20 protein-coding genes are annotated in these 22,654 nt (G+C 43.6%); 16 read left to right on the top strand and 4 right to left on the bottom strand.

Annotated elements, in window-relative coordinates; translation table 11 throughout:
* Nucleotides 1–26: 26 nt before the first annotated feature.
* Nucleotides 27–2,333 (bottom strand): HAD-IC family P-type ATPase, encoded by a 2,307-nt coding sequence (locus I592_RS16930; RefSeq protein ID WP_010779359.1) that lies wholly within the window; start codon nucleotides 2,331–2,333, stop codon nucleotides 27–29.
* A 197-nt stretch (nucleotides 2,334–2,530) separates the two neighbouring features.
* Between I592_RS16930 and I592_RS16935 the strand changes: the two genes are divergently transcribed.
* The 7 genes from I592_RS16935 (at nucleotide 2,531) to I592_RS16965 (ending at nucleotide 10,764) form a co-directional block, all read left to right on the top strand.
* Nucleotides 2,531–3,979 carry a sensor histidine kinase gene (locus I592_RS16935; protein WP_010779358.1) on the top strand — a complete coding sequence of 483 codons (1,449 nt, stop codon included), beginning with the start codon at nucleotides 2,531–2,533 and terminating at the stop codon, nucleotides 3,977–3,979.
* Between the two features lie 47 nt (nucleotides 3,980–4,026).
* Nucleotides 4,027–4,722, top strand: coding sequence for a response regulator transcription factor (locus tag I592_RS16940; protein ID WP_010779357.1), 696 nt, complete (start codon nucleotides 4,027–4,029; stop codon nucleotides 4,720–4,722).
* Between the two features lie 110 nt (nucleotides 4,723–4,832).
* Nucleotides 4,833–5,411 (top strand): NUDIX hydrolase, encoded by a 579-nt coding sequence (locus I592_RS16945; protein ID WP_010779356.1) that lies wholly within the window; start codon nucleotides 4,833–4,835, stop codon nucleotides 5,409–5,411.
* A 141-nt stretch (nucleotides 5,412–5,552) separates the two neighbouring features.
* Nucleotides 5,553–6,311 (top strand): ABC transporter ATP-binding protein, encoded by a 759-nt coding sequence (locus I592_RS16950; protein WP_010779355.1) that lies wholly within the window; start codon nucleotides 5,553–5,555, stop codon nucleotides 6,309–6,311.
* A complete protein-coding gene (locus tag I592_RS16955; RefSeq protein WP_010779354.1) occupies nucleotides 6,304–7,899 on the top strand; it encodes a hypothetical protein in 1,596 nt (531 codons plus the stop codon). The genes I592_RS16950 and I592_RS16955 overlap by 8 nt, the downstream gene beginning before the upstream one ends.
* Nucleotides 7,900–8,518: 619 nt before the next feature.
* A complete protein-coding gene (gene yjeM, locus I592_RS16960; RefSeq protein WP_010779353.1) occupies nucleotides 8,519–10,006 on the top strand; it encodes a glutamate/gamma-aminobutyrate family transporter YjeM in 1,488 nt (495 codons plus the stop codon).
* A 185-nt stretch (nucleotides 10,007–10,191) separates the two neighbouring features.
* Nucleotides 10,192–10,764, top strand: coding sequence for a helix-turn-helix domain-containing protein (locus tag I592_RS16965; RefSeq protein WP_010779352.1), 573 nt, complete (start codon nucleotides 10,192–10,194; stop codon nucleotides 10,762–10,764).
* A gap of 236 nt (nucleotides 10,765–11,000) precedes the next feature.
* Here the strand turns inward: I592_RS16965 and I592_RS16970 are convergent, their stop codons facing one another.
* Nucleotides 11,001–11,300 (bottom strand): DUF2316 family protein, encoded by a 300-nt coding sequence (locus tag I592_RS16970; protein ID WP_010779351.1) that lies wholly within the window; start codon nucleotides 11,298–11,300, stop codon nucleotides 11,001–11,003.
* Between the two features lie 126 nt (nucleotides 11,301–11,426).
* On the opposite strand from I592_RS16970, the gene I592_RS16975 reads away from it, so the two are divergent.
* The 8 genes from I592_RS16975 to I592_RS17010 all read left to right on the top strand — a co-directional run bounded on the left by I592_RS16975 (nucleotide 11,427) and on the right by I592_RS17010 (nucleotide 19,142).
* On the top strand, nucleotides 11,427–11,849 hold the full coding sequence (locus tag I592_RS16975) for a MarR family winged helix-turn-helix transcriptional regulator (RefSeq protein ID WP_010779350.1): 423 nt from the start codon (nucleotides 11,427–11,429) through the stop codon (nucleotides 11,847–11,849).
* Between the two features lie 170 nt (nucleotides 11,850–12,019).
* A complete protein-coding gene (serC, locus tag I592_RS16980; RefSeq protein WP_010779349.1) occupies nucleotides 12,020–13,102 on the top strand; it encodes a 3-phosphoserine/phosphohydroxythreonine transaminase in 1,083 nt (360 codons plus the stop codon).
* Nucleotides 13,103–14,290, top strand: a complete 1,188-nt coding sequence (locus tag I592_RS16985) for a 3-phosphoglycerate dehydrogenase family protein (RefSeq protein WP_010779348.1) — start codon at nucleotides 13,103–13,105, stop codon at nucleotides 14,288–14,290.
* On the top strand, nucleotides 14,290–15,516 hold the full coding sequence (locus tag I592_RS16990; protein ID WP_010779347.1) for a DUF1015 domain-containing protein: 1,227 nt from the start codon (nucleotides 14,290–14,292) through the stop codon (nucleotides 15,514–15,516). The genes I592_RS16985 and I592_RS16990 overlap by 1 nt, the downstream gene beginning before the upstream one ends.
* Nucleotides 15,517–15,628: 112 nt before the next feature.
* Nucleotides 15,629–16,720 (top strand): SLC13 family permease, encoded by a 1,092-nt coding sequence (locus I592_RS16995; RefSeq protein ID WP_244265224.1) that lies wholly within the window; start codon nucleotides 15,629–15,631, stop codon nucleotides 16,718–16,720.
* Between the two features lie 120 nt (nucleotides 16,721–16,840).
* The gene (locus I592_RS17000) at nucleotides 16,841–18,007 is read left to right on the top strand and encodes a trans-sulfuration enzyme family protein (protein ID WP_010779345.1); all 1,167 of its coding nucleotides are present in this window, start codon (nucleotides 16,841–16,843) and stop codon (nucleotides 18,005–18,007) included.
* 161 nt (nucleotides 18,008–18,168) lie between these two features.
* A complete protein-coding gene (locus I592_RS17005; protein WP_010779344.1) occupies nucleotides 18,169–18,630 on the top strand; it encodes a hypothetical protein in 462 nt (153 codons plus the stop codon).
* 5 nt (nucleotides 18,631–18,635) lie between these two features.
* On the top strand, nucleotides 18,636–19,142 hold the full coding sequence (locus tag I592_RS17010) for a prolyl-tRNA synthetase associated domain-containing protein (RefSeq protein WP_010779343.1): 507 nt from the start codon (nucleotides 18,636–18,638) through the stop codon (nucleotides 19,140–19,142).
* A gap of 63 nt (nucleotides 19,143–19,205) precedes the next feature.
* On the opposite strand, the gene I592_RS17015 is transcribed toward I592_RS17010, so the two are convergent.
* Together I592_RS17015 and I592_RS17020 are read right to left on the bottom strand one after the other, a co-directional pair.
* Nucleotides 19,206–20,978, bottom strand: a complete 1,773-nt coding sequence (locus I592_RS17015) for a putative polysaccharide biosynthesis protein (RefSeq protein WP_010779342.1) — start codon at nucleotides 20,976–20,978, stop codon at nucleotides 19,206–19,208.
* A 77-nt stretch (nucleotides 20,979–21,055) separates the two neighbouring features.
* Entirely contained in the window at nucleotides 21,056–21,751 is a 696-nt protein-coding gene (locus I592_RS17020; protein WP_010779341.1) for a TIGR00266 family protein, read from the bottom strand.
* Between the two features lie 104 nt (nucleotides 21,752–21,855).
* Here I592_RS17020 and I592_RS17025 point away from each other — a divergent pair, with 104 nt between their 5' ends.
* Entirely contained in the window at nucleotides 21,856–22,635 is a 780-nt protein-coding gene (locus I592_RS17025) for an ABC transporter ATP-binding protein (protein WP_010779340.1), read from the top strand.
* The last annotated feature ends 19 nt before the right edge of the window (nucleotides 22,636–22,654 follow it).

Below are 22,654 nucleotides of genomic sequence, written 5' to 3' on the forward strand. Positions count from 1 at the left end.
CGGACAGGTTTTTTGTTATTTATAAATTAGAGAAACGCCAACTTCATTTTGTTGATTCTGCTGGCAAGCGGTTGCCAAAGAAGAACATTGCCGATCATCATTATTGAAAAGAAGAGGAAAATCGGAAATGTGACCAAGCCGATAGATAACAGGTTGTGGAACAGTAAAGCTGCTACAAAACTGCCGATCGTCGTCGTAACAACTAAAAATAGTCGTAGACGATTGAAGGGCTGGCACGACTTCATCACCGCAAAGCAGCTGATTCCGATTAGTAAATAGTACATCAAGGTACGTGTATCTAATGCTGACAAGAAGAACTGTCCAAATAGCCAAACGAGAATGACATTGACCAAGACCAATAGTCCACTCGGCAGCGCGCGCTTGATCGCGGTCGGTAAAAACCGTCCCTTGATTTTTCTGTTGTCCTCCTCGAAGGACAGGAAGAAAGAAGGGTAGCCTTCAATCGCTAAATCAATCAAGGTGATTTGAAGCGGAATAAAAGGGAACGTCGAGACAGTCAAAATGCAGAACAAGGAAACTAGCAAGGAATAAATCGTCTTAATGAAGAACACGCCAGAGGAACGCGTAATCGTATTGATAACACGGCGGCCTTCAAAAATGATGTTCGGCAGACTGCCAAAGTTGGAATCTAAAAGCACCACGTCAGCGATTTGACGAGTCGCGTCGTCGCCTTCAGCCATGGCGATGGAGATGTCCGCCTCGCGAAGGGCAAGGATGTCGTTGACGCCATCCCCCGTCATACCAACTGTTTTCTCTTGAGATTTCAATTCGTGGATCAAAAGCTTTTTCTGTTGTGGCGTTACCCGTCCAAAAATCGAATGGGTGTGGGCGAGTGCACGAACGTCTTCTTCTGTTGTGTATACCGAAAGATCGACGGCTTGCTGGTAGTCTTTAAAGCCTGCTTTTTCAGCAATCGCAGCAACGGTTTTCGGATTGTCGCCGGAAATAATTTTTAGTGTCACACCTTGTTCAGTTAGAAAATCCAAGGTTTCTTTTGCATTTTCGCGAATGGGATCACTCAAGGTCAAGAAGGCGATAGGTACTAAGCTGTTAGGCTGCTCTGAAAGCACTGTTGGCGATAAGGCAATCACTAAGATGCGCAGTCCGGATTCTTGATAGTGTTGAATGATCTTGGGGATATCTTCTGCAGGCAACAGGTTTTCTGGTGATCCTAAATAGAGCGTTGTATTGTTTTCAAAGGTGACCGCGCCGTATTTTCTCTCGGACGAGAAGGGCAAGACTTGCTTTGCCGGGTCGTGCGCCCCTGAGCCAAAATACCGATTCAAGGCTTGAGCTGTTGGGTTGCTATCCTCGGTGGCAGCTAAATAGCTGGTCATTAAATTAGGCAGTGCCTCGCGATAGTCCTCATCCAGCAAATAGAGATTCTCCACCTGCATGTTTCCTTCAGTCAAGGTTCCCGTTTTATCCAAACAAAGAATGTCCATATGCGCAAAATTTTCAATGGCATACATATTCTGAACAAGAACCTGTTTCTTTGCCAATTTGATGACGCCTGTGGTCAATGCAATGCTGATCAGCAAGACCAATCCTTTCGGCAGCATCCCTAAAAGCGCCGCAACAGAAGTGACCACTGCGGTATGGGTAGAGCTTTCGCGTAAGAAAAAAGCTTCAATAAAAAGTAAGAGTCCAATGGGTAGAATGATAACACTTGTAAATTTTGAGATTTTTCGAATGGACTGTATCAGCTCCGATTTGATCGGTTTTGCCGTTTTTGTCTCATTGATGATTTTTGCGGCATAGTTTTCAGCTCCCACATGTTGAACTTCTGCGAGTAGATGCCCGCTGGTTAAGTAGCTTCCTGATAAAATTTCCGATCCTTTTCTTTTGGGAATCGTATCCGATTCGCCGGTGAGCAGAGATTCATTTGCCTCTGCCAATCCATCCAAGACCAGCATATCACTAGGAATCTGTTCCCCCGCCTTCAGCAAGACATGGTCTCCAAGTACCAATGATTCTGGTGAGATGGATTGTTTCTTTCCTTCTCTAATCACAGTGATATCGTGTTGAGCCAATAAAGTCAGGCGCTCGACCATATTTCTTGCACGAATCTCTTGCACGATCCCAATGATCATGTTGAGAATAATGATCGAGATAAAAAACATATTGCTGTAGGCGCCGACAGCGAAAAGACACAAGGCCAAAAGAAAATTCAGCAAATTAAAGAGTGTCAGCGTATTTTCCCGGATAATCGTCGTTGTCGACTTCGCGGGATTCATCCGATGCTCATTGGTCTGCCCAGCAGCATTTTTTTCCTTTACTTGTTTTTCTGTTAATCCTGTAAATTCATCCATAAAAAGTTCCTCCGAAGCAGTTCAGTCAATATCTTATCGATAAAGCACCTTCTATGATAAGAAACAAAAGCAAATAAATAGGGTGGAAAGAATAAACAATTTATAAACTATTTATTAATACTTGCTTTATTTCGTGAAAACATAAAACATTCGTGTTAAATAAGAAGAGAGAGAAACGAACAGTGAGGAGTGCAAAAATGACGATTCGACAACGATTATATTTTTCCAATGTCTTGATGATCGTCATGCCGATCGTTTTGACGGCGATTGTTTTAGGAGGCGTTTTTTTTATTTTCTCTGAAACGCTGGGCAGTGATTTCATAACTCAGTGGCAGGAAAATAAGGGGTATGCGCAAGAATACGAACGTCTCGAAGACCTGCAGGAATCCTTTGATTCGAAGCCGCCGACAGAAGTGCAGTTAACGACCGCCCTCGATCGTTTAGCCGCGGAGCACCCTCGTCATGCCTATAGTTTGTTTCTTTATGATAAGGAACACACATTGGTAACGCATGAAGGAACGTACAAAGAAAATAACATTGTCACTGGTATGGTGGGGAATCCAGAACAAGAAACTCTTGTAGTCAATAACGTTTTGCTTAATCGACTTCCTATCGGGGATTTCACCCTTTTGCTGGTCAATCCGAATTACCATATGAATTTGGAAGAAAAAATCATTGATAACAAGGAAATGATTCTTTTGATCGCTTTTTTGACTGTACTTTGTGTGGTTCTTTTTGTTATTTTAACCAATTATGTGCTCGCGCGTTTCATTTTCCTACCAATCAATGAAGGACTGAACACGTTACTCTATGGTGTAGAACAAATTCGTGATGGCCATTTGAGTTGGCGGACAACGTATCAGGCGAATGATGAATTTCGTCCAGTCGTGACGAGTCTCAATGAAATGGCTGAGCGCTTAGAAATGATGGTGACGGAACAAGAAAAAACGAGTGAAAACCGCAAAGAATTGATCGCCGGGATCTCCCACGACCTTCGTACGCCGCTGACAGCGATCAAAGCTTATGTGGAAGGCTTAGACAAAGGGATTGCCACAACGCCTGCGATGAAGAACAAGTATTTGCAGATTATTACTCAAAAAACGGATAACCTCACACGATTGGTGGACCAGCTTTTCCTATTTTCAAAGATCGATCTAGGGGAATACGCCTTGAGGATACAGCCTGTCAATATTGGAAAATATCTAGCTGAGCTGATTCAGGGGATTTCAGAGGAGTACAAGCAGCGTGGCTTGACGCTCACACTTGGCGTGCATTCGTATCGAACGACGGCAGCGATCGACTCGGAACAGTTGCGAAATGTGATCCTCAATATTATTGAAAACACAGTAAAGTATGGCGCCGAAAAGGACAATCAATTATTCATCGAACAGTACGAGCAGTCAGGACAGGTGGTCCTTACCTTCAGTGACAATGGTCCAGGGGTTCCGCTTCAACAACGAGAAAGGCTTTTTGATGTTTTTTATCGCGGGGACGAATCACGAACCCAATCAGGAAAAGGCAGTGGATTGGGGCTGGCAATTGCTCGTCGGGTGGTTGAAAGTCAGGCGGGAACCATCGAAGCACGAGCTTCTGATAGCGACGGGCTGCAAATTCGAATCCAATTGCCCATCAGCGAAGCAACATGAGGGATTAACTAGAGAAAAACAACCTGCAGCAGGTAAAGGGGAAAACGATGAAGAAGATTTTGATCATAGAGGACGATGCGGCGATCGCAGATATTGTACAAGATTTTTTGACGATCAATCATTTTGAGAGTACGGTGATCCATGATGGCGGGGAAGGCTTGACCGAAGCCCTAAAAAACATCTATGATTTGATTTTATTGGATGTGATGCTGCCGACCATGGATGGCATCGAGGTCCTACGCCAGCTTAGAAATGAGGTGCGGGTGCCGATTCTTCTAGTCACTGCAAAAAGTGAGGAGCTAGACAAATTACGCGGACTGGGCTTAGGGGCAGACGATTACATCAGTAAACCTTTTTCGCCAACAGAATTGGTCGCACGTGTTCGTGCCAACCTCGCACAAGTTGAACGCCTGAATACGCAGCAGTCGCTACCTGAAAAGCAACACATGATAGGCACGGGAGATATCGTGATCCAGCCGGAAGCGATGAAGGTGTTTGTCAGAGAAAAAGAAGTGGTGATGAAGCACAAGGAATTTGAGCTGTTGCTGTTTTTAATGGAAAACATCCAACGGGTATTCAGCAAGGAAGAATTGTACGAAAAAATTTGGGGAATGGAATCGATTGGAGAGATTCGCACCGTAGCGGTCCACATCAACCGCCTTCGAGAAAAAATCGAAGAGAATCCTTCAGAGCCTGTACATATCCAGACGGTTTGGGGGGCTGGCTACCGATTCATCCCGTAGACAAGAAGACTCGATCACGTTGATCGAGTCTTTTTCTATCCTGATGCCGGAGGTCTTTTGTTATAATCGGTAGATACAGGAGTCAAAATCAATGGTATGAGGTGAAAAGAATGCAAGAAATAATAAAACAAATCAGCGAATACGTCCCCTTCACGGAACAGGAGGCTGCGGATCAGACGTTGTTTTTGACGAAGCTGCAATTTCAAAAGGACCTTTTGACCCGTGACAATCCAGAGGTTCATTTTTCTTCCTCTGCGTGGGTCGTCAATCCAACGTATGACAAGGTGTTGATGGTCTTCCATCATATTTATCAGTCCTACTCCTGGACCGGTGGACACGCTGACGGTGATGCAGACCTTCTGCGCGTTGCTAAAAAGGAATTGGAGGAGGAGACCGGGATAACAGATTATCACTTAATGTATGACGGGCTGTTTGCCTTCGATATTTTACCTGTGGAGGAACACTATAAAAATGGAAAGCGTATAAAAAAACACGTGCACGTCAATACGACCTTTCTATTTATGGCGGAGGAAGATCAGCAATTAACAATCAAGGAGGACGAAAATAGCGATGTCAAATGGATCGCTGTGGCGGAGCTGGACGAGGCGGTAGCCGAAGAGGAGATGCGGCCTTATTATCATAAAATGATGCAAAAGGCGTTGTTACTGAAACAAGACCCCACTGTTTAATAAGGCCCATTCTATTGTAAGTCGCCGCTTTTTCTCGTATAGTGAATAAAAGCAATCACGCGTTATATTTAAAAAGGTGACCAAAATCTTAAGTTAGCAGGCCATTCTGGATGCTGGTAGGGGAAACGAGGAGATGGAACAATGATTGAATTAACAGGGATCACGAAAGTATATGGAGAGAAAAAAGCGCTGAATCAGTTAAGCCTAACGATTAGAGAAGGAGAGATCTTTGGATTTTTAGGACATAACGGCGCTGGTAAATCCACCACGATCAAAAGCTTAGTGAGTATTATTGAACCAACGAGCGGCGAGATCTTGTTTGACGGTAAAAATTTAAAAGAGCACCGTTTGGCAATCAAAAAGAAAATCGCCTATGTACCGGATTCTCCAGATATGTTTTTGCAATTAACTGCTAATGAATACTGGGATTTGATCTCCGCAGCTTATGAGCTGAAGGGGCAAGAAAAGCGGCATCAAGAGCTGATCGAATTGTTCGATCTTGTGGGACATGAAGATGAAACGCTGGAAAGCTTTTCTCATGGGATGCGGCAAAAAACCATTATTATTGGTGCGCTGCTGCCGGACCCGGATATCTGGATCTTGGACGAACCCTTGCAAGGATTAGACCCGCAAGCCGCCTTCGACTTGAAAGAAATGATCAAACGTCATGCGGAAAAAGGAAAAACCGTCATCTTTTCGACACACGTGTTAGACACTGCGCAGCAATTGTGCGATGATCTGGCGATTTTGAAAAAAGGAGAGCTGATTTATAATGGCTCCGTCGATGATTTGTTAGCGGAACATCCAAATGAATCACTGGAGAGTATCTATCTGAAGATGGCCGGTCGACAGGCGAACGGGGATTTGGTGGCTGAAATTGAGGAGGATGCTCATGAATAGCGGAATCATCAAACGGTTGATTGGCGTCAATATGCTGTATGTCAATCCGTCGGCAACGAATCAAATTCGAAAAAAGGGACGGAAAGGAAAGCAGGTCCTTCGCAGTATCGTGCAGCAGTATCTGTTGTCTGGGGTCATTTTTTTAGCTATTTACGGATTGACGATGGTCATGATCGATTTTTCAAAGTTGCCGGGATTCTTTACGTATTATATGGCATTGTTTGCGTTGATCGGCTTTTCTCAATCCTTGTCTGCCATTTTCAACGTCTTTTTTGAAAGCAAAGACCTGCAGGATTATCTGCCGTTGCCGATCAAGCAAGGGGAGGTCTTCATCGCAAAATTCCTGGCGGTCGGGATGACGATCGTGCCCTTTTTATTGCCGCTGTTGATCTTATTTTTCTTAACGGCGTTTAAAAGCGGCTATTCCATTGTCTTTGCGGTGATTGGAGCCATTCTACTATTTATCATCTTTTTTATCCTGCTTTTTAGTTTGTGCAGCTTGATCGTGTTTGGAATGACGAAAACCAAGTTGTTCCGACAACATAAAAAATTATTTACGAGTTTGATGCTGGGATTCTCAATGGTCGTTTCTGTTGGAGGAATCCTCGCGATCAATTTTTCCCAAAACTCCGTGAATCATTCAGCGGGTGTTACGGATCGCCATCCCTTCGCGATATTTATGCCGTTCTACCATGTGATGCACGCCTTGTTTACGACGAAAGGACTTCTGACCCTTGTTGGACTGCTTGTTGCAACCGCGGTGCTGTTACTTGCGCTACGCTATTTCGTCGTTCCAAGTTTATATGAACAGTTCAGTGATGAGGGCTCTCGCACGATTGCGACCAAACGAAAACGTAAAACCAATCAATCACTGAAAACGCAATTAGGCAGCTACAATGTGCAACTGCTTAAAAATCCCAATCTGATCATGCAGGTGTTGACGTCTTCCTTGATCATGCCTGTCGTGATGGTGGGAACATTGGTGACGACGAACCCGGTCGATCTGCAAACCTTGCCGATGACATTTATTGGCGTGTTCTTTGTTGCAGGTATAGTCTTTTCCAGTGTTATGTTGAACCAAACGTCTTTTGTCAGTAACTTGATCTCGCTGGATCGGGAGAATTTCTTCTTCATCCAGTCATTGCCGCTGTCCATGAGAAAATATCTTCGACAAAAATTCTGGGTCGGTTGTAAGATTCAAATGGGGATCGCAGGCGGCGTTGGGCTGATCATTGCCCTCGTGCTGAAAGCACCGTTGTACTTACTGGTTCCTTTTTTAGCAGGAATACTCTGGGGGACTTATCTGTTGTCGTTATACTTTTTCAGCCGCGATTACCGTTTACTGAACATTACATGGACCAATGTCAGCCAGCTCTTTACTCGAGGTGTCGGAAACTATGGGCTCATGCTGTGGCTCTTCGGATCATTGATCTTGGGCGTGATCGTAGTCGCACTTTATGTGATCGCTGTAGTGATGAATCTCAATCCGTTACTTCTAAATGGCGGAGTGATGATTTGGTTGGCGATTTTATCTGGTGCTTGGCTGTGGATCAATCAAAGTAATTTTTGGAAAAAAATCAGCGAATAATAGGTTAAAAAGGACGAAAGGTTCTCAGAAGAGAGGGCGTTTCGTCCTTTTTTTGTGTCACATTGGTCAAAAATATGCACAAGAAAGATTAAAATTGGAGGACTTTTCCGTTTCTAAATGATGGTGTCTAAATGGCAAATAACTAAAATATTTTAAATGGATTTTTCATAAATAAAGCGGAAAATTTTTTAATAAACGTTCTTACGAAGGTTTATTAGGAAATACATTGTCGTTTTTTAATTTTAAATAAAAAAACATCTGGAAAGGAAGCGTTTGCCTATGCTTAAATACATTATAAAAATTTGATATAACAGCATTAATGTGATGCGAATAATTACAATAAAAAAACAGCTATAATTTGCTTAGTATTTACTGGGAAAGGCTAGTTATTTTATCATTTAATTATTTCCGCTCTATTCTGGCGCAAAAGGTTTCTTTGACAAGAATTTTCTGAATATTTAAACTAGTCCGTTTCTTGCGTTCTGTGTTTTTTCATTGTAAAGTTACATTTAGGGTTTTCTAGTCTTTAAAAAATTCTTGCTCAATTAATAACTAATTGAAGTTTTGAATAGACCAGACGAAGGAGCACCCGAGATAAAATTGAATAGGAGTGGTTTCAATGTCCAAAGCAGAAAAAGGCATGACGCTTGGCGCTCTGGTCATGATGATCTTTACCTCAGTATTCGGGTTTGCTAACGGTCCAGTAGCATTCTACTTGATGGGGTATGGCTCAATCGTCTTTTATGTCATTGCTGCAATTCTATTTTTCATTCCTTTCGCGTTAATGATGGCTGAATATGGTTCAACGATCAAAGGCGAAAACAGCGGAATGTACAAATGGTTGGAAGTCAGCGTAGGCCCACGTTTCGCATTTATCGGAACATTCATGTGGTTTGCTTCCTATGTTGTCTGGATGGTGTCAACATCATCAAAAGTTTGGATTCCCTTCACAACGGCTTTTGCCGGAAGCGACCAAACGCAAAAACTGCACATGTTCGGGTTAAACTCAACACAAATGGTTGGGCTTTTAGCGTGTGTGTGGATGATCATCGTAACGTTGGTCTCAATCAAAGGGGTCAAAGGAATCGTTAAAATCACCAGTCTTGGTGGTTTAGCAGTAACTAGTTTGAACGTGGTTCTTATTGTGATTTCAGGTATTATTCTGGTTGTAAATGGTGGACACTTGGCTCAACCATTTGACCACATTTTACATTCTCCAAATCCTAGTTACCAAAGCCCAATCGGTTTGTTAGGGTTTGCGGTGTTCGCGATTTTCGCTTACGGCGGTCTTGAAGCTGTTGGTGGGATGGTCGACAAAACACGCAATCCTGAAAAAACATTCCCGAAAGCGGTCGTTCTTTCAGCCTTGATCATTTCTGTAGGGTACGCACTGGGGATCTTCCTATGGGGTGTAAGCACAAACTGGCAAGACGTATTATCAGGCGATTCAACAAACCTGGGAAATATTTCTTACGTAATGATGAACAACTTAGGGGTTGAATTTGGTAAAGGCATCGGCCTTAGTCAAGCAGCTGCGATCAGTATGGGTAACTGGTTTGCTCGTTATACTGGTCTAGGGATGTTCTTAGCCTATAGTGGTGCCTTCTTTACATTGACGTATTCACCATTGAAGACGTTGATCATGGGAACACCGAAGAAATTATGGCCGAAGAAATTCACTGAATTGAACGAAAACGGCATGCCAAGCTACGCAATGTGGGCACAATGTGCGATCGTTGTTGCGATCATCTTGATCGCGTCATTCGCAACGCCAGACCCTTCAGCGTTTTACAATATTTTAACGTTGATGGCAAACGTTTCGATGACATTGCCATACTTGTTCTTGATCTATGCATTCCCTAAATTCAAGAACAAAACGGGCTTGGATCGTCCATTCGAAGTATACAAATCTAAAAGCATGACGATGGTCATCAGTGTCGTAGTCTTCCTATTAGTATTGGGTGCGAATGTCTTTACGATCTTCCAACCAATCATCGAAGGAGCAGGCGCACGCGATACATTATGGATGATCGCAGGTCCAGTCGGATTTACAGTTGTCGGTATTATTCTTTACCAAAACTATGTCCGTCGTTCTAAAGCAGAATAATCATAAACAGTCTCGACGAAAATTCGTCGGGACTTTTATTTTGTCCATTTTTCCGTTAGACTTGATAAATCAAGGTTTTTAAACATGATAAAGGCTTTTGACAAGCGGAAAACCCCTAATGACAAAGACTTTTGCTAGTGAGTATCAGAGGGAACGATTAGGGTAAGGATGAAGGAGCGGATGAAATGAACTTAAGCAAACAGATTAAAAAATTAAGAGAAACGGCGGGATTTTCTCAAGAAGAATTATCGGAAAAAATCTATGTTTCTCGTCAAACCATTTCCAATTGGGAGAACGAACGGAGCTATCCCGATATTCATAACCTGTTATTGCTAAGTGTTCTTTTTGACGTGACTTTAGATGAGCTTGTCAAAGGAGACGTGGAAACGATGAAAAAAATGATCAAAAAAGATGAGATGGATAAGTATAGTTGGATCATGCTTGGAACGATCGGTGCAGCGGCGATTTTATTTGGACCTGCGTGGAAGCTGTTCGGCGAGAAAGGCCTATGGATTCCATTTATTTTATGGGCGATCGGAATGTGGGCGGCAATAAAGATCGAAAAAATCAAGAAAGCAACTAATGTGAAGACCTACAAAGAAATCGTCGCCTACATGGAGGGGGAGGACGTCGAAGCGAAGCGGAAAGAACGACATTTTGGAAAAGATCTGATGGCGAAAACCCTCATCGTTGTCGTATTTACAGCAATTGTTTCAAGTGTCGTACTCCTAAGTTTATGGGTAAGCGGACTCTTATAAGAAAAAATCCCAGCAAAAAGCATCTAAGAAGGTGCCTATTGCTGGGATTTATTTTTATTTCAAAAAGAGTTTTTCACGGCCCTCGTTCGTTCAGAACGTCATAATCATTGCTACGATGGATAAGCATCAGAAAAAGCTTTGACAGGCTTTTTTTCTTATATAGTACATTCTGTCGAGCACTAAAAACTATACCTAGTTGTTGCAGCATGTGATTGAAAGTGTATCAAAAGAAGAAATCACCTTAATTTCTTTTTATCGATCCGACGACTATTCAAGAACCAATAGCGGTGGTGATCACCCGTCAATGCAGTAAAGGAAACCGCGGCTTTGCCTTGCTTTTTTAGTGTTTCTTCTAAATAATTTTTGAGAATCCACGGATCTTCGATATGACTGACATCAAGGGTCAAAATATTTTCAATCGTTTGAGGCGTCGTATGGAGGTCAGCGGCAATTTGCTCGAGGCTAAGACCTGTTCGTTCGACATTTTCTTTGAATTCTTCTTTTGTGTGTTGCATTTCTTGTGGTGTTAATGACATAGTATTCGCTTCTTTCTTTAAACATAAATAGTTGTAATTTTAACTATCGACAGCATACGCCGATTGAAAACAGTTGTCAAATAAATAGTTGTGATTTAAACTATTAAGAAAGAAATGAGGGAGCAGATGATCTCAAAAAGAGAAGATTTAGCCGAAAAAATTTATGCGGTTAGCACCTTGCAGCAGAATTTTGTTATTGAACGTTTGAAGACGCTGCATTTGAATAGCTTACAATCTCGCAGTCTGAATTTTGTTGCAATGTATCCGGGAACGATGCAGCGAGAATTGGCGAACTATTTAGGAAAGCAGCAGGCGACCGTAACGAATATTCTAAAAGTGCTTGAGGAAAAGAAATTGATTTATCGCAAAATTCCGAAAAACAATGAGCGGCAAAAAAATATTTATCTGACGCCTGAAGGGGAGCAGATGGTAGAAAAAGTCCAGACGATTTTCGATGAATTGGGTCGTCAAATGGAGTCGGTATTTTCTAAAGAAGAACGGCAGCAGTTTGAACTTTTTTTAAAACGAGCAGAAGACCAATTGGCTTAGCGCGAAAGTGCTAAGCTTTTTTGATTGTTGCAAACAAAGATGAAATTTTTCAGTATAAAACCATATTATAGAGAAATTAGTTTTAAATTAGCCTTCTATCATATAAAGACATCTGTTATAATTATCATCACATCTAAATGGATGTCACTAATGAAAAGGAGCGAATAAGTATGACGATTTATAATTTCTCTGCGGGTCCAGCGGTATTACCAAAAACAGTATTGGAGATCGCACAGTCCGAAATGCTTGATTACAAAAACAGCGGTATGTCCGTGATGGAGCTGAGTCATCGTTCCTCCTTATTTGAAGACATCATTCAACAGGCTGAAGCGTTATTAAGAGAACTCATGGCGATTCCAGACAATTACAAGGTCTTATTCCTGCAAGGCGGAGCCAGCCTGCAATTCACTATGCTGCCGTTGAATCTTGCACAAGGAAAAAAAGCATTGTACGTGAATACAGGATCATGGTCGAAAAAAGCCATCAGCGCTGCCAAAGCCATTGAAACGGTAGAGGTAGAAGTAATCGCCTCAAGTGAAGACAAGAATTTTACGTATATTCCTGAATTGCCGGAGACCGTCGATCAAGAGGCTGCGTACCTGCACATCACAACGAACAATACAATAGAAGGAACTGCCTACGGAAAGATTCCAAAGGTGGGCAAAGTTCCCGTGATCGCTGACATGTCTTCAAATATTTTAGCCAATGATTATCACGTAGAAGATTTTGGTGTGATCTATGCCGGCGCACAGAAAAATATTGGTCCAGCAGGGCTTACAGTCGTGATCATTCGTGAAGATTTGCTCAATCAAGAAGCTGTTTTCGCCCCAATGATGGATTATGCCCTACAGGCGAAAAATAATTCTCTTTATAATACACCTCCGACCTATGCCATTTATATTGCAAAGCTTGTCTTTGAATGGGTGAAGGAGCAGGGCGGTGTCGCTGGGATCACAGCGAAGGATCAGCAAAAAGCGCAATTGCTTTACGATGCGATCGAAAAATCGAACCTCTTCACGAGTCCAGTGGCGAAGGACAGTCGGTCAATCACGAATATTCCATTTGTGACAGGCGACGACGAACTAGACAAGGCCTTCAATAAAGCAGCTTTAGAACAAGGCTTTGAAAATTTGAAAGGCCATCGATCTGTCGGCGGGATGCGGGCCAGTCTGTACAATGCTTTTCCAGTCGAAGGCGTCGAGGCGTTGGTCGCATTCATGGAAACGTTTGAAAAGGAAAATGGGGGAAAATAGATGTTTCAGATTAAAACATTCAACGCGATCGCTCCTGAAGGAATGACGCGTTTTGATAAAGAGAATTACCGAATCAATGAAAGTGAAGAACCAGATGGCATCATTCTGCGAAGCCAAAAGCTGCATGACTATGACTTTCCTGAATCTGTTTTAGCAGTGGCGCGTGCGGGTGCTGGAACGAACAACATTCCGGTCAAGGAGTGCACGGAAAAAGGGATCGTTGTCTTTAATACGCCAGGAGCGAATGCGAATGCGGTGAAAGAATTAGTCGTCGCTAGTCTGTTATTGGCTGTTCGTCCGATGGTTCAAGGGATCAGTTGGGTACAGACCTTAGAAGGCAGCAATGTCGATGAACAGGCAGAAGCGCAAAAAGCGCAATTTGCAGGAACAGAATTAGAAGGAAAAAAATTGGGTGTGATCGGGTTAGGTTCCATCGGTGCGATGGTGGCAAACGACGCCTACCGTTTAGGGATGGAAGTGACCGGCTACGATCCGTATGTTTCTGTTGATACGGCGTGGAGTATTTCTCGTCGTGTAAAACGAGCGAAGGATTTGAAGGAAGTGTTGACGAATTGTGATTTTGTGACGATTCATGTTCCTTTGACGGAGCATACCCATCATTTGATCAGTACGGAAGAATTGATGCAAATGAAGAAAACGGCGCATTTAATGAACTTTGCTCGTGGGGAGATCGTGGATACCTGTGCGGTGGTAAAGGCAGTCAATGAAGAACGAATCGCAGGGTTTACCACCGATTTCGCGGAAGAAAAATTACTTCATAATGACAAGATCACTGTTTTGCCTCACTTGGGGGCTTCAACAGAAGAGGCAGAAGTAAACTGTGCAAAAATGGCGGCGCGGGGCTTGAAGCGTTTCTTGGAAACAGGAGTCATCAAGCGTTCGGTCAATTTCCCAAATGTTGAAATGGCCTTTGATTCACCCTACCGTATCACCATTATCAATCGCAACGTGCCGAATATGCTGGGATTGATTGCGTCTGAGATCGCTTCTTTAGAGGTCAATATCGACAACATGGTGAATCGCGGAAAAGACGAGCATGCCTACACGTTGGTAGATGTTTCTGAAACAGATCCAGGAAAAATAGCAGCAATCGTGGAACAATTAAGTAAAAATGACGGCATCGTCCGTGTTCGGGCGATCAAACGTGATGAGGAGTGTGAATTTTAATGGTACAAGTTCATCCATTTAAAGCCATTCGCCCTGCAGAGGACTTAGCCGAGCAAGTGGCGGCACTTCCTTACGACGTCGTGAATTCACAGGAAGCAAAAGAGCTGGCAATCGGGAATCCCTACAGCTATTTTCATATTGACAAGGCGGAGATTGATCTGCCTGCCGATGTTTCCCCTTATGACAAAAAGGTCTATCAAAAGGCGGCGGACAATTTGGCGGCATTTTTAGAGAAGGGCTGGCTATTTAAGGAAAATGAAGCCAACTTTTATCTTTATGAATTAGTGATGAATGGCCGCAGTCAAACAGGCATAGTAGCCTGCACCTCAATTACCGATTACATTGATGAAAAAATCAAAAAACACGAATTTACGCGTCATGAAAAAGAAATCGACCGGATGAATCATATCCGCACCTGCGATGCAAATACAAGTCCGATCTTCTTGAGCTACCGCCCACAGGAAGAGATCCAAACGATCATCAACACTTGGCAGAAGGAGCACGCGCCTGTCTATGATTTCGTGAGCTATCATGAAGTTACACATCGCGTCTGGGTGATCGATCACGTAGCAACGAGCGATCGTTTAGCAGAGCTTTTTACAAAAGTGGATGCGTTATATATTGCTGACGGTCATCATCGGACAGAATCAGCGGTAAAAATCGGTTTGGAAAAACGTCAATCCGGTGAACAGAATCCTGAAACGGAGCAATTCTTGTCGATCATCTTCCCGGAAGATGAATTAGCGATCTGGGAATACAATCGCGTGTTAAAAACACCGCCGCCTGCCGATTTTATGGAACGCTTGGCAGAAAATTATCATGTTACCAAAACAGGGACTAAAAAACCTGAAAAAGCGGGGGATTGTCAATTATACGATGGGAGTGCTTGGTACACATTGAGTATTAAGCCTGAGAAGGTACCAAATAATCCAGTAGAGAAACTAGATGTAGCCTTGCTGCAAAAATTTGTCTTAGAAGATATTTTTGAAATCAACGACATTCGCACCGACAAACGGATCGATTTTGTCGGTGGAATTCGTGGGACCGAAGAGCTGGAAAAATTAGTTGATTCTGGTGAGTGGAAATTAGCCTTTTCGATGTATCCAACCCAAATGACCGATTTGTTAGATGTGGCGGATGCGAAAAAAATTATGCCGCCGAAGTCTACCTGGTTTGAACCAAAGCTGTTGAGCGGGTTGTTTTTACATGATTTGGAAACAAAATAGAAGATACGCTTAGACCCTCTCGTCGGGGGTCTATTTTTTGCCTAATTTTAAGTATTTGGAGTATTCTATTGAAAAGAAAGTTAGAATGAGAAGGTGTAGACGTGTGAAGCGTATGGCAAACTATTTTATAACTAATCGATTGATGAGTGTTTCGTTACTTCTAGCAATCATTAGCTGTTTGATCGGTCGATTTTCCGCTGGATTTATTGATTACAAAGTGATTTTTAGTTTATTTGGTTTAATGTTGCTGATCCAGGGGTTTGAGCAGGTGGGAGTGTTGCGGTTCGTTGCACAGAAGCTCCTTCATTATTCAAAGAATACGCGGCAATTGGTTCAGCTAATGATTTTGTTATCGTTGGTTGGTTCGATGTTTTTAACAAATGATGTTGCGATTTTAACGTTGCTGCCGATTTATTTAAAGCTGTTAGCTGTTCTTCCGAGATTCAAAGGGCGCTTTTTGGGCAGTGTCTTGATTATCGTGGCAGCGAATTTAGGCAGCAGCTTCTTTCCTTTTGGCAATCCGCAAAATCTGTATTTATATGACTATTATCATGTGCCGTTGGGTCAATTCTTGACGTGGATGTTTTTAGTCTTGCTGGTCAGCGTTCTTTCATTAGGACTGTTGACGCGTTTAGTCGCAAAGGATTCTTTAAAAGAAATAGACATGGAAGACCACCGATTCGACCGTAAAGAAACGATGTTATTGAGTGGATTGATGCTTATCATGATTCTGGTGGTGCTCGATGTACTGCCTTATCAAGGGGTCATTCCTTTGGTCGCGCTGATCGTTGCGGTGTATCGTCGCGAACTCTTCAAGGAAGTGGATTACGGTTTGCTGCTTACCTTTGTATGTTTTTTCCTAATCGTCGGAAATATCGGAGAAGCGCAATTTATCAAACAGTTTTTACAGTCATTGAATGGCAAACAAATTTATTTGGCAGGTTTGGGGCTCAGTCAGGTGATTTCAAATGTCCCAGCGGCGTTCTTGATCGCACCGTTCACGACGAATCAGCAGGCGGTGATTTTAGGCGTCAATATTGGCGGCTTGGGGACCCTTTTGGCCTCTTTAGCGAATCTGATCGGCTACAATTTGTTTCGGATCTATTTTCCAAACGAAACGAAGAAATTCTTAGGCTTATTTAGTATTGTGAATTTCGGATTGCTGTTCTTATTAGGCGGTATTTTTTATTTCTTCATCCATTAGAAAGCCCGTAGAATTCCTAAAAATAAGCTAAGTTTCTTATGGGAATTTATACACGATCGCTGAAAACGCTTCGATTGGTGTTAAGCTTGGCTTACAAGTAATGGTTGAGGGGGATTTGTAATGAAGGATAAGACAAAATATATTCACGGATATCATGCATTTGATGAGGAGAGCGGCGCTTCCTCCATTCCGATTTATCAATGTTCAACATTTAAACAGGCATCCATCAAAGATGGGCAGGCCTATACCTATTCACGCTTTGGCAATCCAACGAGAACGGCTCTGGAAGAAGCAGTCGCGGCGTTGGAAAATGGAAAATATGCGACAGCCTTTGCTTCTGGGATGGGGGCAATCTCGGCGGTCCTGCTAAGCTTTAATCAGGGCGATCACTTAGTCATGTGCAAAAGTATTTATGGCGGGACCTTCCAATTGGTCAATGAGGTCATGAATCGATTCGGCATCGAAGTGACCTTTATTGATGAGACGAATCTTGACGAGTGGGAACAAGCGATTCGCCCAAATACCCGTGGGCTTTACTTAGAAACACCGTCTAATCCGCTGTTGTCAGTAACGGATATCGCTGGAGTCGTGGCGATCGCAAAAGCGCACCATTTAGTGACGATGATGGACAACACATTTATGACACCGCAATTTCAGAAGCCCCTTGCGTTGGGGGTGGATGTCGTGATTCATAGCGCGACGAAATTCATTAATGGCCACAGCGATGTGGTCGCAGGATTAGTTGTGACAAATGATGAGGAATGGCACAATCAAATCACCCTTCAGCAAAAAGTTTTGGGGGGGATTTTAGGAGTAGAGGATTGTTGGCTGACGATGCGGGGATTGAAGACGATGGGTCTGCGGATGGAGCAGAGTGCGACCAGTGCTGAGCGAATCAGCCAAATGCTGGAGGCACATCCTGCCGTGAAAAAAGTCCATTACCCTGGGCTGCCGAGCCACCCCGACTATGAGGTGCACAAACGGCAAGCAACCTCAGGCGGCGCCGTGCTGTCTTTTGAATTAGCCGATCAACAAGCGGTCTACACATTTGCGGATGCCTTGAAGCTGCCGATCGCCGCAGTCAGTCTCGGTGGCGTAGAGTCCATCTTATCCTATCCCGTGACGATGAGCCATGCGTGTGTACCGAAGGAAGAACGGGAGAAGCAGGGCGTTACAGAAGGGCTGCTCCGTTTATCTGTAGGCATCGAGGACACAGACGATTTGTTGGAGGATCTAGCTCAGGCATTGTCAAAGGTCTCCTCAAGAATGAGCGAACCGAACAAGTAGTATAGCGGAAAATTGAACCGCGCGAAAGTCAAACGGGTTTTTACGTTCTATTGAGAGCGTAAAAAATCGGTTTGGCTTTTTCTTTCTTTTTTGGAGAAATGGATATATTAAACGAGGCTTGTTGGGTATAATGGAAACATCTCTTAGAGGAAGTGATAGTTATGCTCGAAAATCTTTTGCGTCCAGAGGTGCTGCTGTCAAATGTGATCGTTTGTCTCATCACCTTTTTGATCACCCGGTGGGCCCTGAAACGAAAACTAGCGTCTCCGCGTACGAAAGAAGCGGTTGTTCAGATTCCCAAACAAACCGACGATGGTCTAACGGTGCTTGAACACTCCTTAGACACGCTGCAATCCTATAAAAAAAATCTAAACAGCTATGGCTATGTCTATTTTCAAGAAACGACACCGATCGTTCTTGAACAATTGAAGGCGGAAGCGTCTAGTCTGATCGTTTCAGAGGCCAATCAGTCGATAGAGGAGCAATTATATAAAAATTACGACGCGTTGCTTGATTTTCAACAGCGGGAAGTATCGGATACGAAAAAGCTGGAGCTGGAAGTCTTGAACCATGTCAATAAAACGATCATCACATGGCGAAATCTCTTAAAAGAAAGCAGGTGAGAAGGGTGCCAAAAGCGACAGACCAAGAAGTGTATCAATTGTTTGAAGAGTGGCAGATCCCTTATGAACGGATCGATCATCAAGCTGTTTATACGGTTGCTGAGATCGATTTTACGATCGACGGCAGCGACGTGAAAAACCTATTGATGAAAAGCAAGAAAACGAAGAACTACTATTTTGTGATCTGTCCTGGTCAGAAGCGGCTAGACATCAAGGCGCTTGCCAAGAAATTAGAGGAGCGGCAATTGTCCTTTGCTTCGGAAGCAGAGCTTTTTGAGTTGCTTGGCCTTGAGCGAGGCTCGGTCACACCTCTCGCTTTGCCCCATGATACCAAGCAGCAAATCACCTTGATCATCGATAAAGCCATTGACCAAAGGGAAAAAATCGGCTTTCACCCAAATACGAATACCGCAACAGTGGTCATTGCCTTCAGTGATTTCACCCTTTTTTTGGCAAAACTGGGTATTGAGCCGCTGTATTGTACGATTCCCGAAAAACAGCCCGACGCATAAAGCGTCAGGCTGTTTTTTTCAATAAAAATCCTCTTGACCGTAAAGCCAAGAGGAGATTGATTGTTAACGCATCCGCAAACGACGTCGAATACCGTCGACCCGAGGGCCTAATAATTTATCCGCCATCCGAGTTTTTAAAGCTAAGAGAATGTACGTAAAGCCGCCGATAGCCGCGACAATCAGAATAATGATCATAGACTGGACTTTCGAGTCTGAACTTAAAAACAGTTCACAGCCAAATTTGGCGACGAAAGCAACAGCACCCATAACCAAGGACATCACAGTGACCTTTCCGATAGAGCTTAGTGTTTCTCTGAAAGGGAATTTCGATAACACATGGATACGGTCAAGCAAGAACAGATTGGCTACGAATAAGCCAACAAAAGTCGCGATCAAAGGCCCGTATGCTTTGAACATATAAATCAACGGAAATTGTGTGACTACCTTAACGAAAAGACCGATACACAGGAACCATACCGCTTGCATGTTGCCGTCTAGCCCTTGAAGCATGGTTGAAGAGACCATGAACAAGCCCATCATGATGCCGACGACACAAGAGGCTGCCAATAATTCCGCGCCTAAAGGATTAGGCCAATAAAACAACGTATTCAACGGATAAGCTAAGACAATCATTCCGATCGTAGCAGGCATCATGACAAAAAATAACAATTGTAAGTTATTAGTCACCAATTGCGCAAGACCCGCTTGATCTTTTTTGTTGAAGCGTTCGGTGATCAGCGGCAATCCCGCTGTCGCCATCGCCGTTCCCAAAGCAATAACAACCATGGTCAATTTATCTGGATTCGCGGATATCAACGTGAACAAATCCGCATTTTTTGCAGCAGAATAATCGGAAACAAGCAGCATGATCTTTTCAAAGGAATATTGATCGATCAGTTTGAAAATGCTGATGGCGCTGCCGACGATGATGAAGGGGATCGCTTGGGCAATCATTTGCAAGACCAGTTGGCGGCCTGAGAAGCTGATTTGGTTGTTGCTTTCCTTGATCAGCTCTCGAAAAGCCGTTCGTTCCTTCAGTAATGAGAACAGCAACACGGCCATGGCAAAGGCAACGCCGATAAATGCAGCGAACGTGGAATGCACGACGGCTGTTTTATAGCTGCCATTGTTGACCTGCATGATGATGAAGGCAGAAGCCAGCATGTAGCAAACACGGGCAATCTGTTCAACGATCTGAGAAATCGCATAAGGCTTCATGTTGTTGTTTCCTTGGAAAAACCCGCGAATAACACTCATCGCTGGGAAGATCAGCAAGACAACACTTAACGAGCGCATGACAGGAACAAGATCCGCATTTCCTTGAGACAGGTAGGGCGCACCTAAAAACATGATAGCGGCACAGATAATGCCGCCGATAGTCATTAACCGCATGGTATAAAATAACAGTTTCTTACTAAGTCCATATTCATTCATGGAGTTGTATCGAGCCGTCTGTTTCGCCACGGCAGCAGGGATTCCCGCAGTGGAGATCATGAGAAACAGGGCGTACACATTGTATCCTTTGGTGTACAAATAGTTGGCCTCTAGTCCGTGAGGCTGCATCCACGCGATCCAGGGAATCACATAAACCGCCCCTAATAATCGAGAGAAGATGTTTCCGACCGTCAGCCAAGCAGTGCTTTGGACCATTTTTTCCTGTGCACTTGCCTGTTTTTTCGGTTTAGAAGGACCGTTTCCGATTGCATCTGCTTCGTCAGTCGGTTCCAGTGTTTTCTTTACTTCTTTTTTCGGCGGAATTGCCGTATCTGCATGGTAACGAGCCATTCGTGAAGGATGTTCAACAGACCCGTTTCCGTAAGTATTTTTTTCAGTCATATAAACCAGCTTTCTACAACAGTGTCCTCCATATTTTACCTGTTCTGCCGCCCACTTACAATCCTACCTAAAAATATTTAAGATTTAGGGATCAACGTGCTGACATGCTCCGCGAAACTTTCAAAATTTCGCGTTTGGATATAGACAGACCCGCGCCCATGGAACTCATTGACGACGCCTTCTCCTGTTGTAAAGCCAAACGTGCCAGAAGCGACCTTAATGTTGTAATCCAACGAGCTGCTCCACGCGATGACATGCTGGTTGTCGATAATGACCGGCTGCTCGCCATCTAGATCAATCTTTTCGATGTCGCCAAAGGCAGAAACAAGAATCTGGCCGCTGCCAGTGGTTTCCATAACATACAAGCCGCCGGTTCCTCCCAATAGGGCACCAGATAGTTTTTGACGCTTCATCTGATAATTCACCTGTTCTTCGCTCGCCAGAAAGGCCCCCGTGTTCAAGCGCCAGTGTTCAGCACCGACATCTAAAGCAAAAATTTTTCCTGGAACGGCTGGAGCAATAGCAATCATCGCGTCATTGGAATTCGCCGTAACTTTACTGATGAAAAAGCCTTCGCCGCTAGTCACGGATCGCCCTAGAGCGCTTAACGCACCGCCGAGACCTTTTTTTCCATTGGTATTCATTTTTCCTTCTAATTCGATTTGACCGAGTTGGTAGACCATCGCTCCTGGTTCAATCCGTAATTTCTCTCCCTTTTGCAAGCGGACCTTTGCGATTGGAGCAAAGGTGCTGGCTGATACTTCATAATTCATCGATAAAACTCCTTTCGAGACATTTGCTAAATTATATCATTTCCCATATCATTCCTGTGAAATTTTGTTAAAATTGTAAAAAGGGAAGGGGTTGGTAGGAAAGTATGGATATTTTATCTTTTGAAAACGTTCAGTTTGTCCGTCAGCAGAACGTATTGTTACAGGACATTGATTGGCGAATCAAAGCAGGTGAAGATTGGGCAGTTTTAGGATTGAACGGTGCAGGGAAAAGTTTGATGCTAAATATGATTTCTGGTAATTTGTGGCCCTCAAGCGGGAGGTTGACGGTTCTAGGAGAAGTCTTTGGGCGGACATCGATTCCCGATTTGACGAAACGGATCGGCTGGGTGAGCCAGTCTCTGCAAGAACGAATCCACCGAGAAGAGCTTGCGGAATGGATCGTTCTATCGGGGAAATTTGCCAGTATCGGGATTTATCAGCAGGTTTCGGATGACGAAATGAAGGAAGCGAAGCAGATGCTGTCGTCTCTGGGCGCTGAAAAACTGATCGGTAAACCTTATCAGGTGCTGTCCCAAGGGGAAAAACAGCTAGTGCTGATCGCGCGAGCGCTGATGGCTAAACCAGAGCTGTTGATCTTAGATGAGCCTTGCAACGGGTTGGATCTATTTGCACGAGAGGATCTGCTGGCACGCATTGAGAGAATGAAGCAGGCGGCAGACGCCCCAAGCTTGCTCTATGTTACCCATCACACGGAAGAAATTTTGCCGATATTGACGCATATTCTGATGATTCGCAACGGGAAAATAATTCAGCAAGGCCCTCGGGACGCCCTGTTAGAAGAACCTATTTTAAATGATTTTTATCAGCGACCGATCATGATTCACGAAATGAGCAATGACCGTCGGATGGTGATTCCCAAATAGAAATCTGCTCTCAATGAGT

Origin of the sequence: Enterococcus gilvus ATCC BAA-350, from assembly GCF_000407545.1 — a bacterium.
Classification (GTDB): Bacteria; Bacillota; Bacilli; order Lactobacillales; family Enterococcaceae; genus Enterococcus_A; species Enterococcus_A gilvus.

Coding starts and splice junctions, on each gene's coding strand:
- serC (WP_010779349.1), top strand. CDS start 12,020: ATGACGATTTATAATTTCTCTGCGGGTCCAGCGGTATTACCAAAAACA.
- I592_RS17020 (WP_010779341.1), bottom strand. CDS start 21,751: ATGAATTATGAAGTATCAGCCAGCACCTTTGCTCCAATCGCAAAGGTC.
- I592_RS16990 (WP_010779347.1), top strand. CDS start 14,290: ATGGTACAAGTTCATCCATTTAAAGCCATTCGCCCTGCAGAGGACTTA.
- I592_RS16995 (WP_244265224.1), top strand. CDS start 15,629: ATGGCAAACTATTTTATAACTAATCGATTGATGAGTGTTTCGTTACTT.
- I592_RS17025 (WP_010779340.1), top strand. CDS start 21,856: ATGGATATTTTATCTTTTGAAAACGTTCAGTTTGTCCGTCAGCAGAAC.
- I592_RS17015 (WP_010779342.1), bottom strand. CDS start 20,978: ATGACTGAAAAAAATACTTACGGAAACGGGTCTGTTGAACATCCTTCA.
- I592_RS16940 (WP_010779357.1), top strand. CDS start 4,027: ATGAAGAAGATTTTGATCATAGAGGACGATGCGGCGATCGCAGATATT.
- I592_RS16975 (WP_010779350.1), top strand. CDS start 11,427: ATGATCTCAAAAAGAGAAGATTTAGCCGAAAAAATTTATGCGGTTAGC.
- I592_RS16970 (WP_010779351.1), bottom strand. CDS start 11,300: ATGTCATTAACACCACAAGAAATGCAACACACAAAAGAAGAATTCAAA.
- I592_RS17005 (WP_010779344.1), top strand. CDS start 18,169: ATGCTCGAAAATCTTTTGCGTCCAGAGGTGCTGCTGTCAAATGTGATC.
- I592_RS16965 (WP_010779352.1), top strand. CDS start 10,192: ATGAACTTAAGCAAACAGATTAAAAAATTAAGAGAAACGGCGGGATTT.
- I592_RS16945 (WP_010779356.1), top strand. CDS start 4,833: ATGCAAGAAATAATAAAACAAATCAGCGAATACGTCCCCTTCACGGAA.
- I592_RS16930 (WP_010779359.1), bottom strand. CDS start 2,333: ATGGATGAATTTACAGGATTAACAGAAAAACAAGTAAAGGAAAAAAAT.
- yjeM (WP_010779353.1), top strand. CDS start 8,519: ATGTCCAAAGCAGAAAAAGGCATGACGCTTGGCGCTCTGGTCATGATG.
- I592_RS16950 (WP_010779355.1), top strand. CDS start 5,553: ATGATTGAATTAACAGGGATCACGAAAGTATATGGAGAGAAAAAAGCG.
- I592_RS16935 (WP_010779358.1), top strand. CDS start 2,531: ATGACGATTCGACAACGATTATATTTTTCCAATGTCTTGATGATCGTC.
- I592_RS16985 (WP_010779348.1), top strand. CDS start 13,103: ATGTTTCAGATTAAAACATTCAACGCGATCGCTCCTGAAGGAATGACG.
- I592_RS16955 (WP_010779354.1), top strand. CDS start 6,304: ATGAATAGCGGAATCATCAAACGGTTGATTGGCGTCAATATGCTGTAT.
- I592_RS17000 (WP_010779345.1), top strand. CDS start 16,841: ATGAAGGATAAGACAAAATATATTCACGGATATCATGCATTTGATGAG.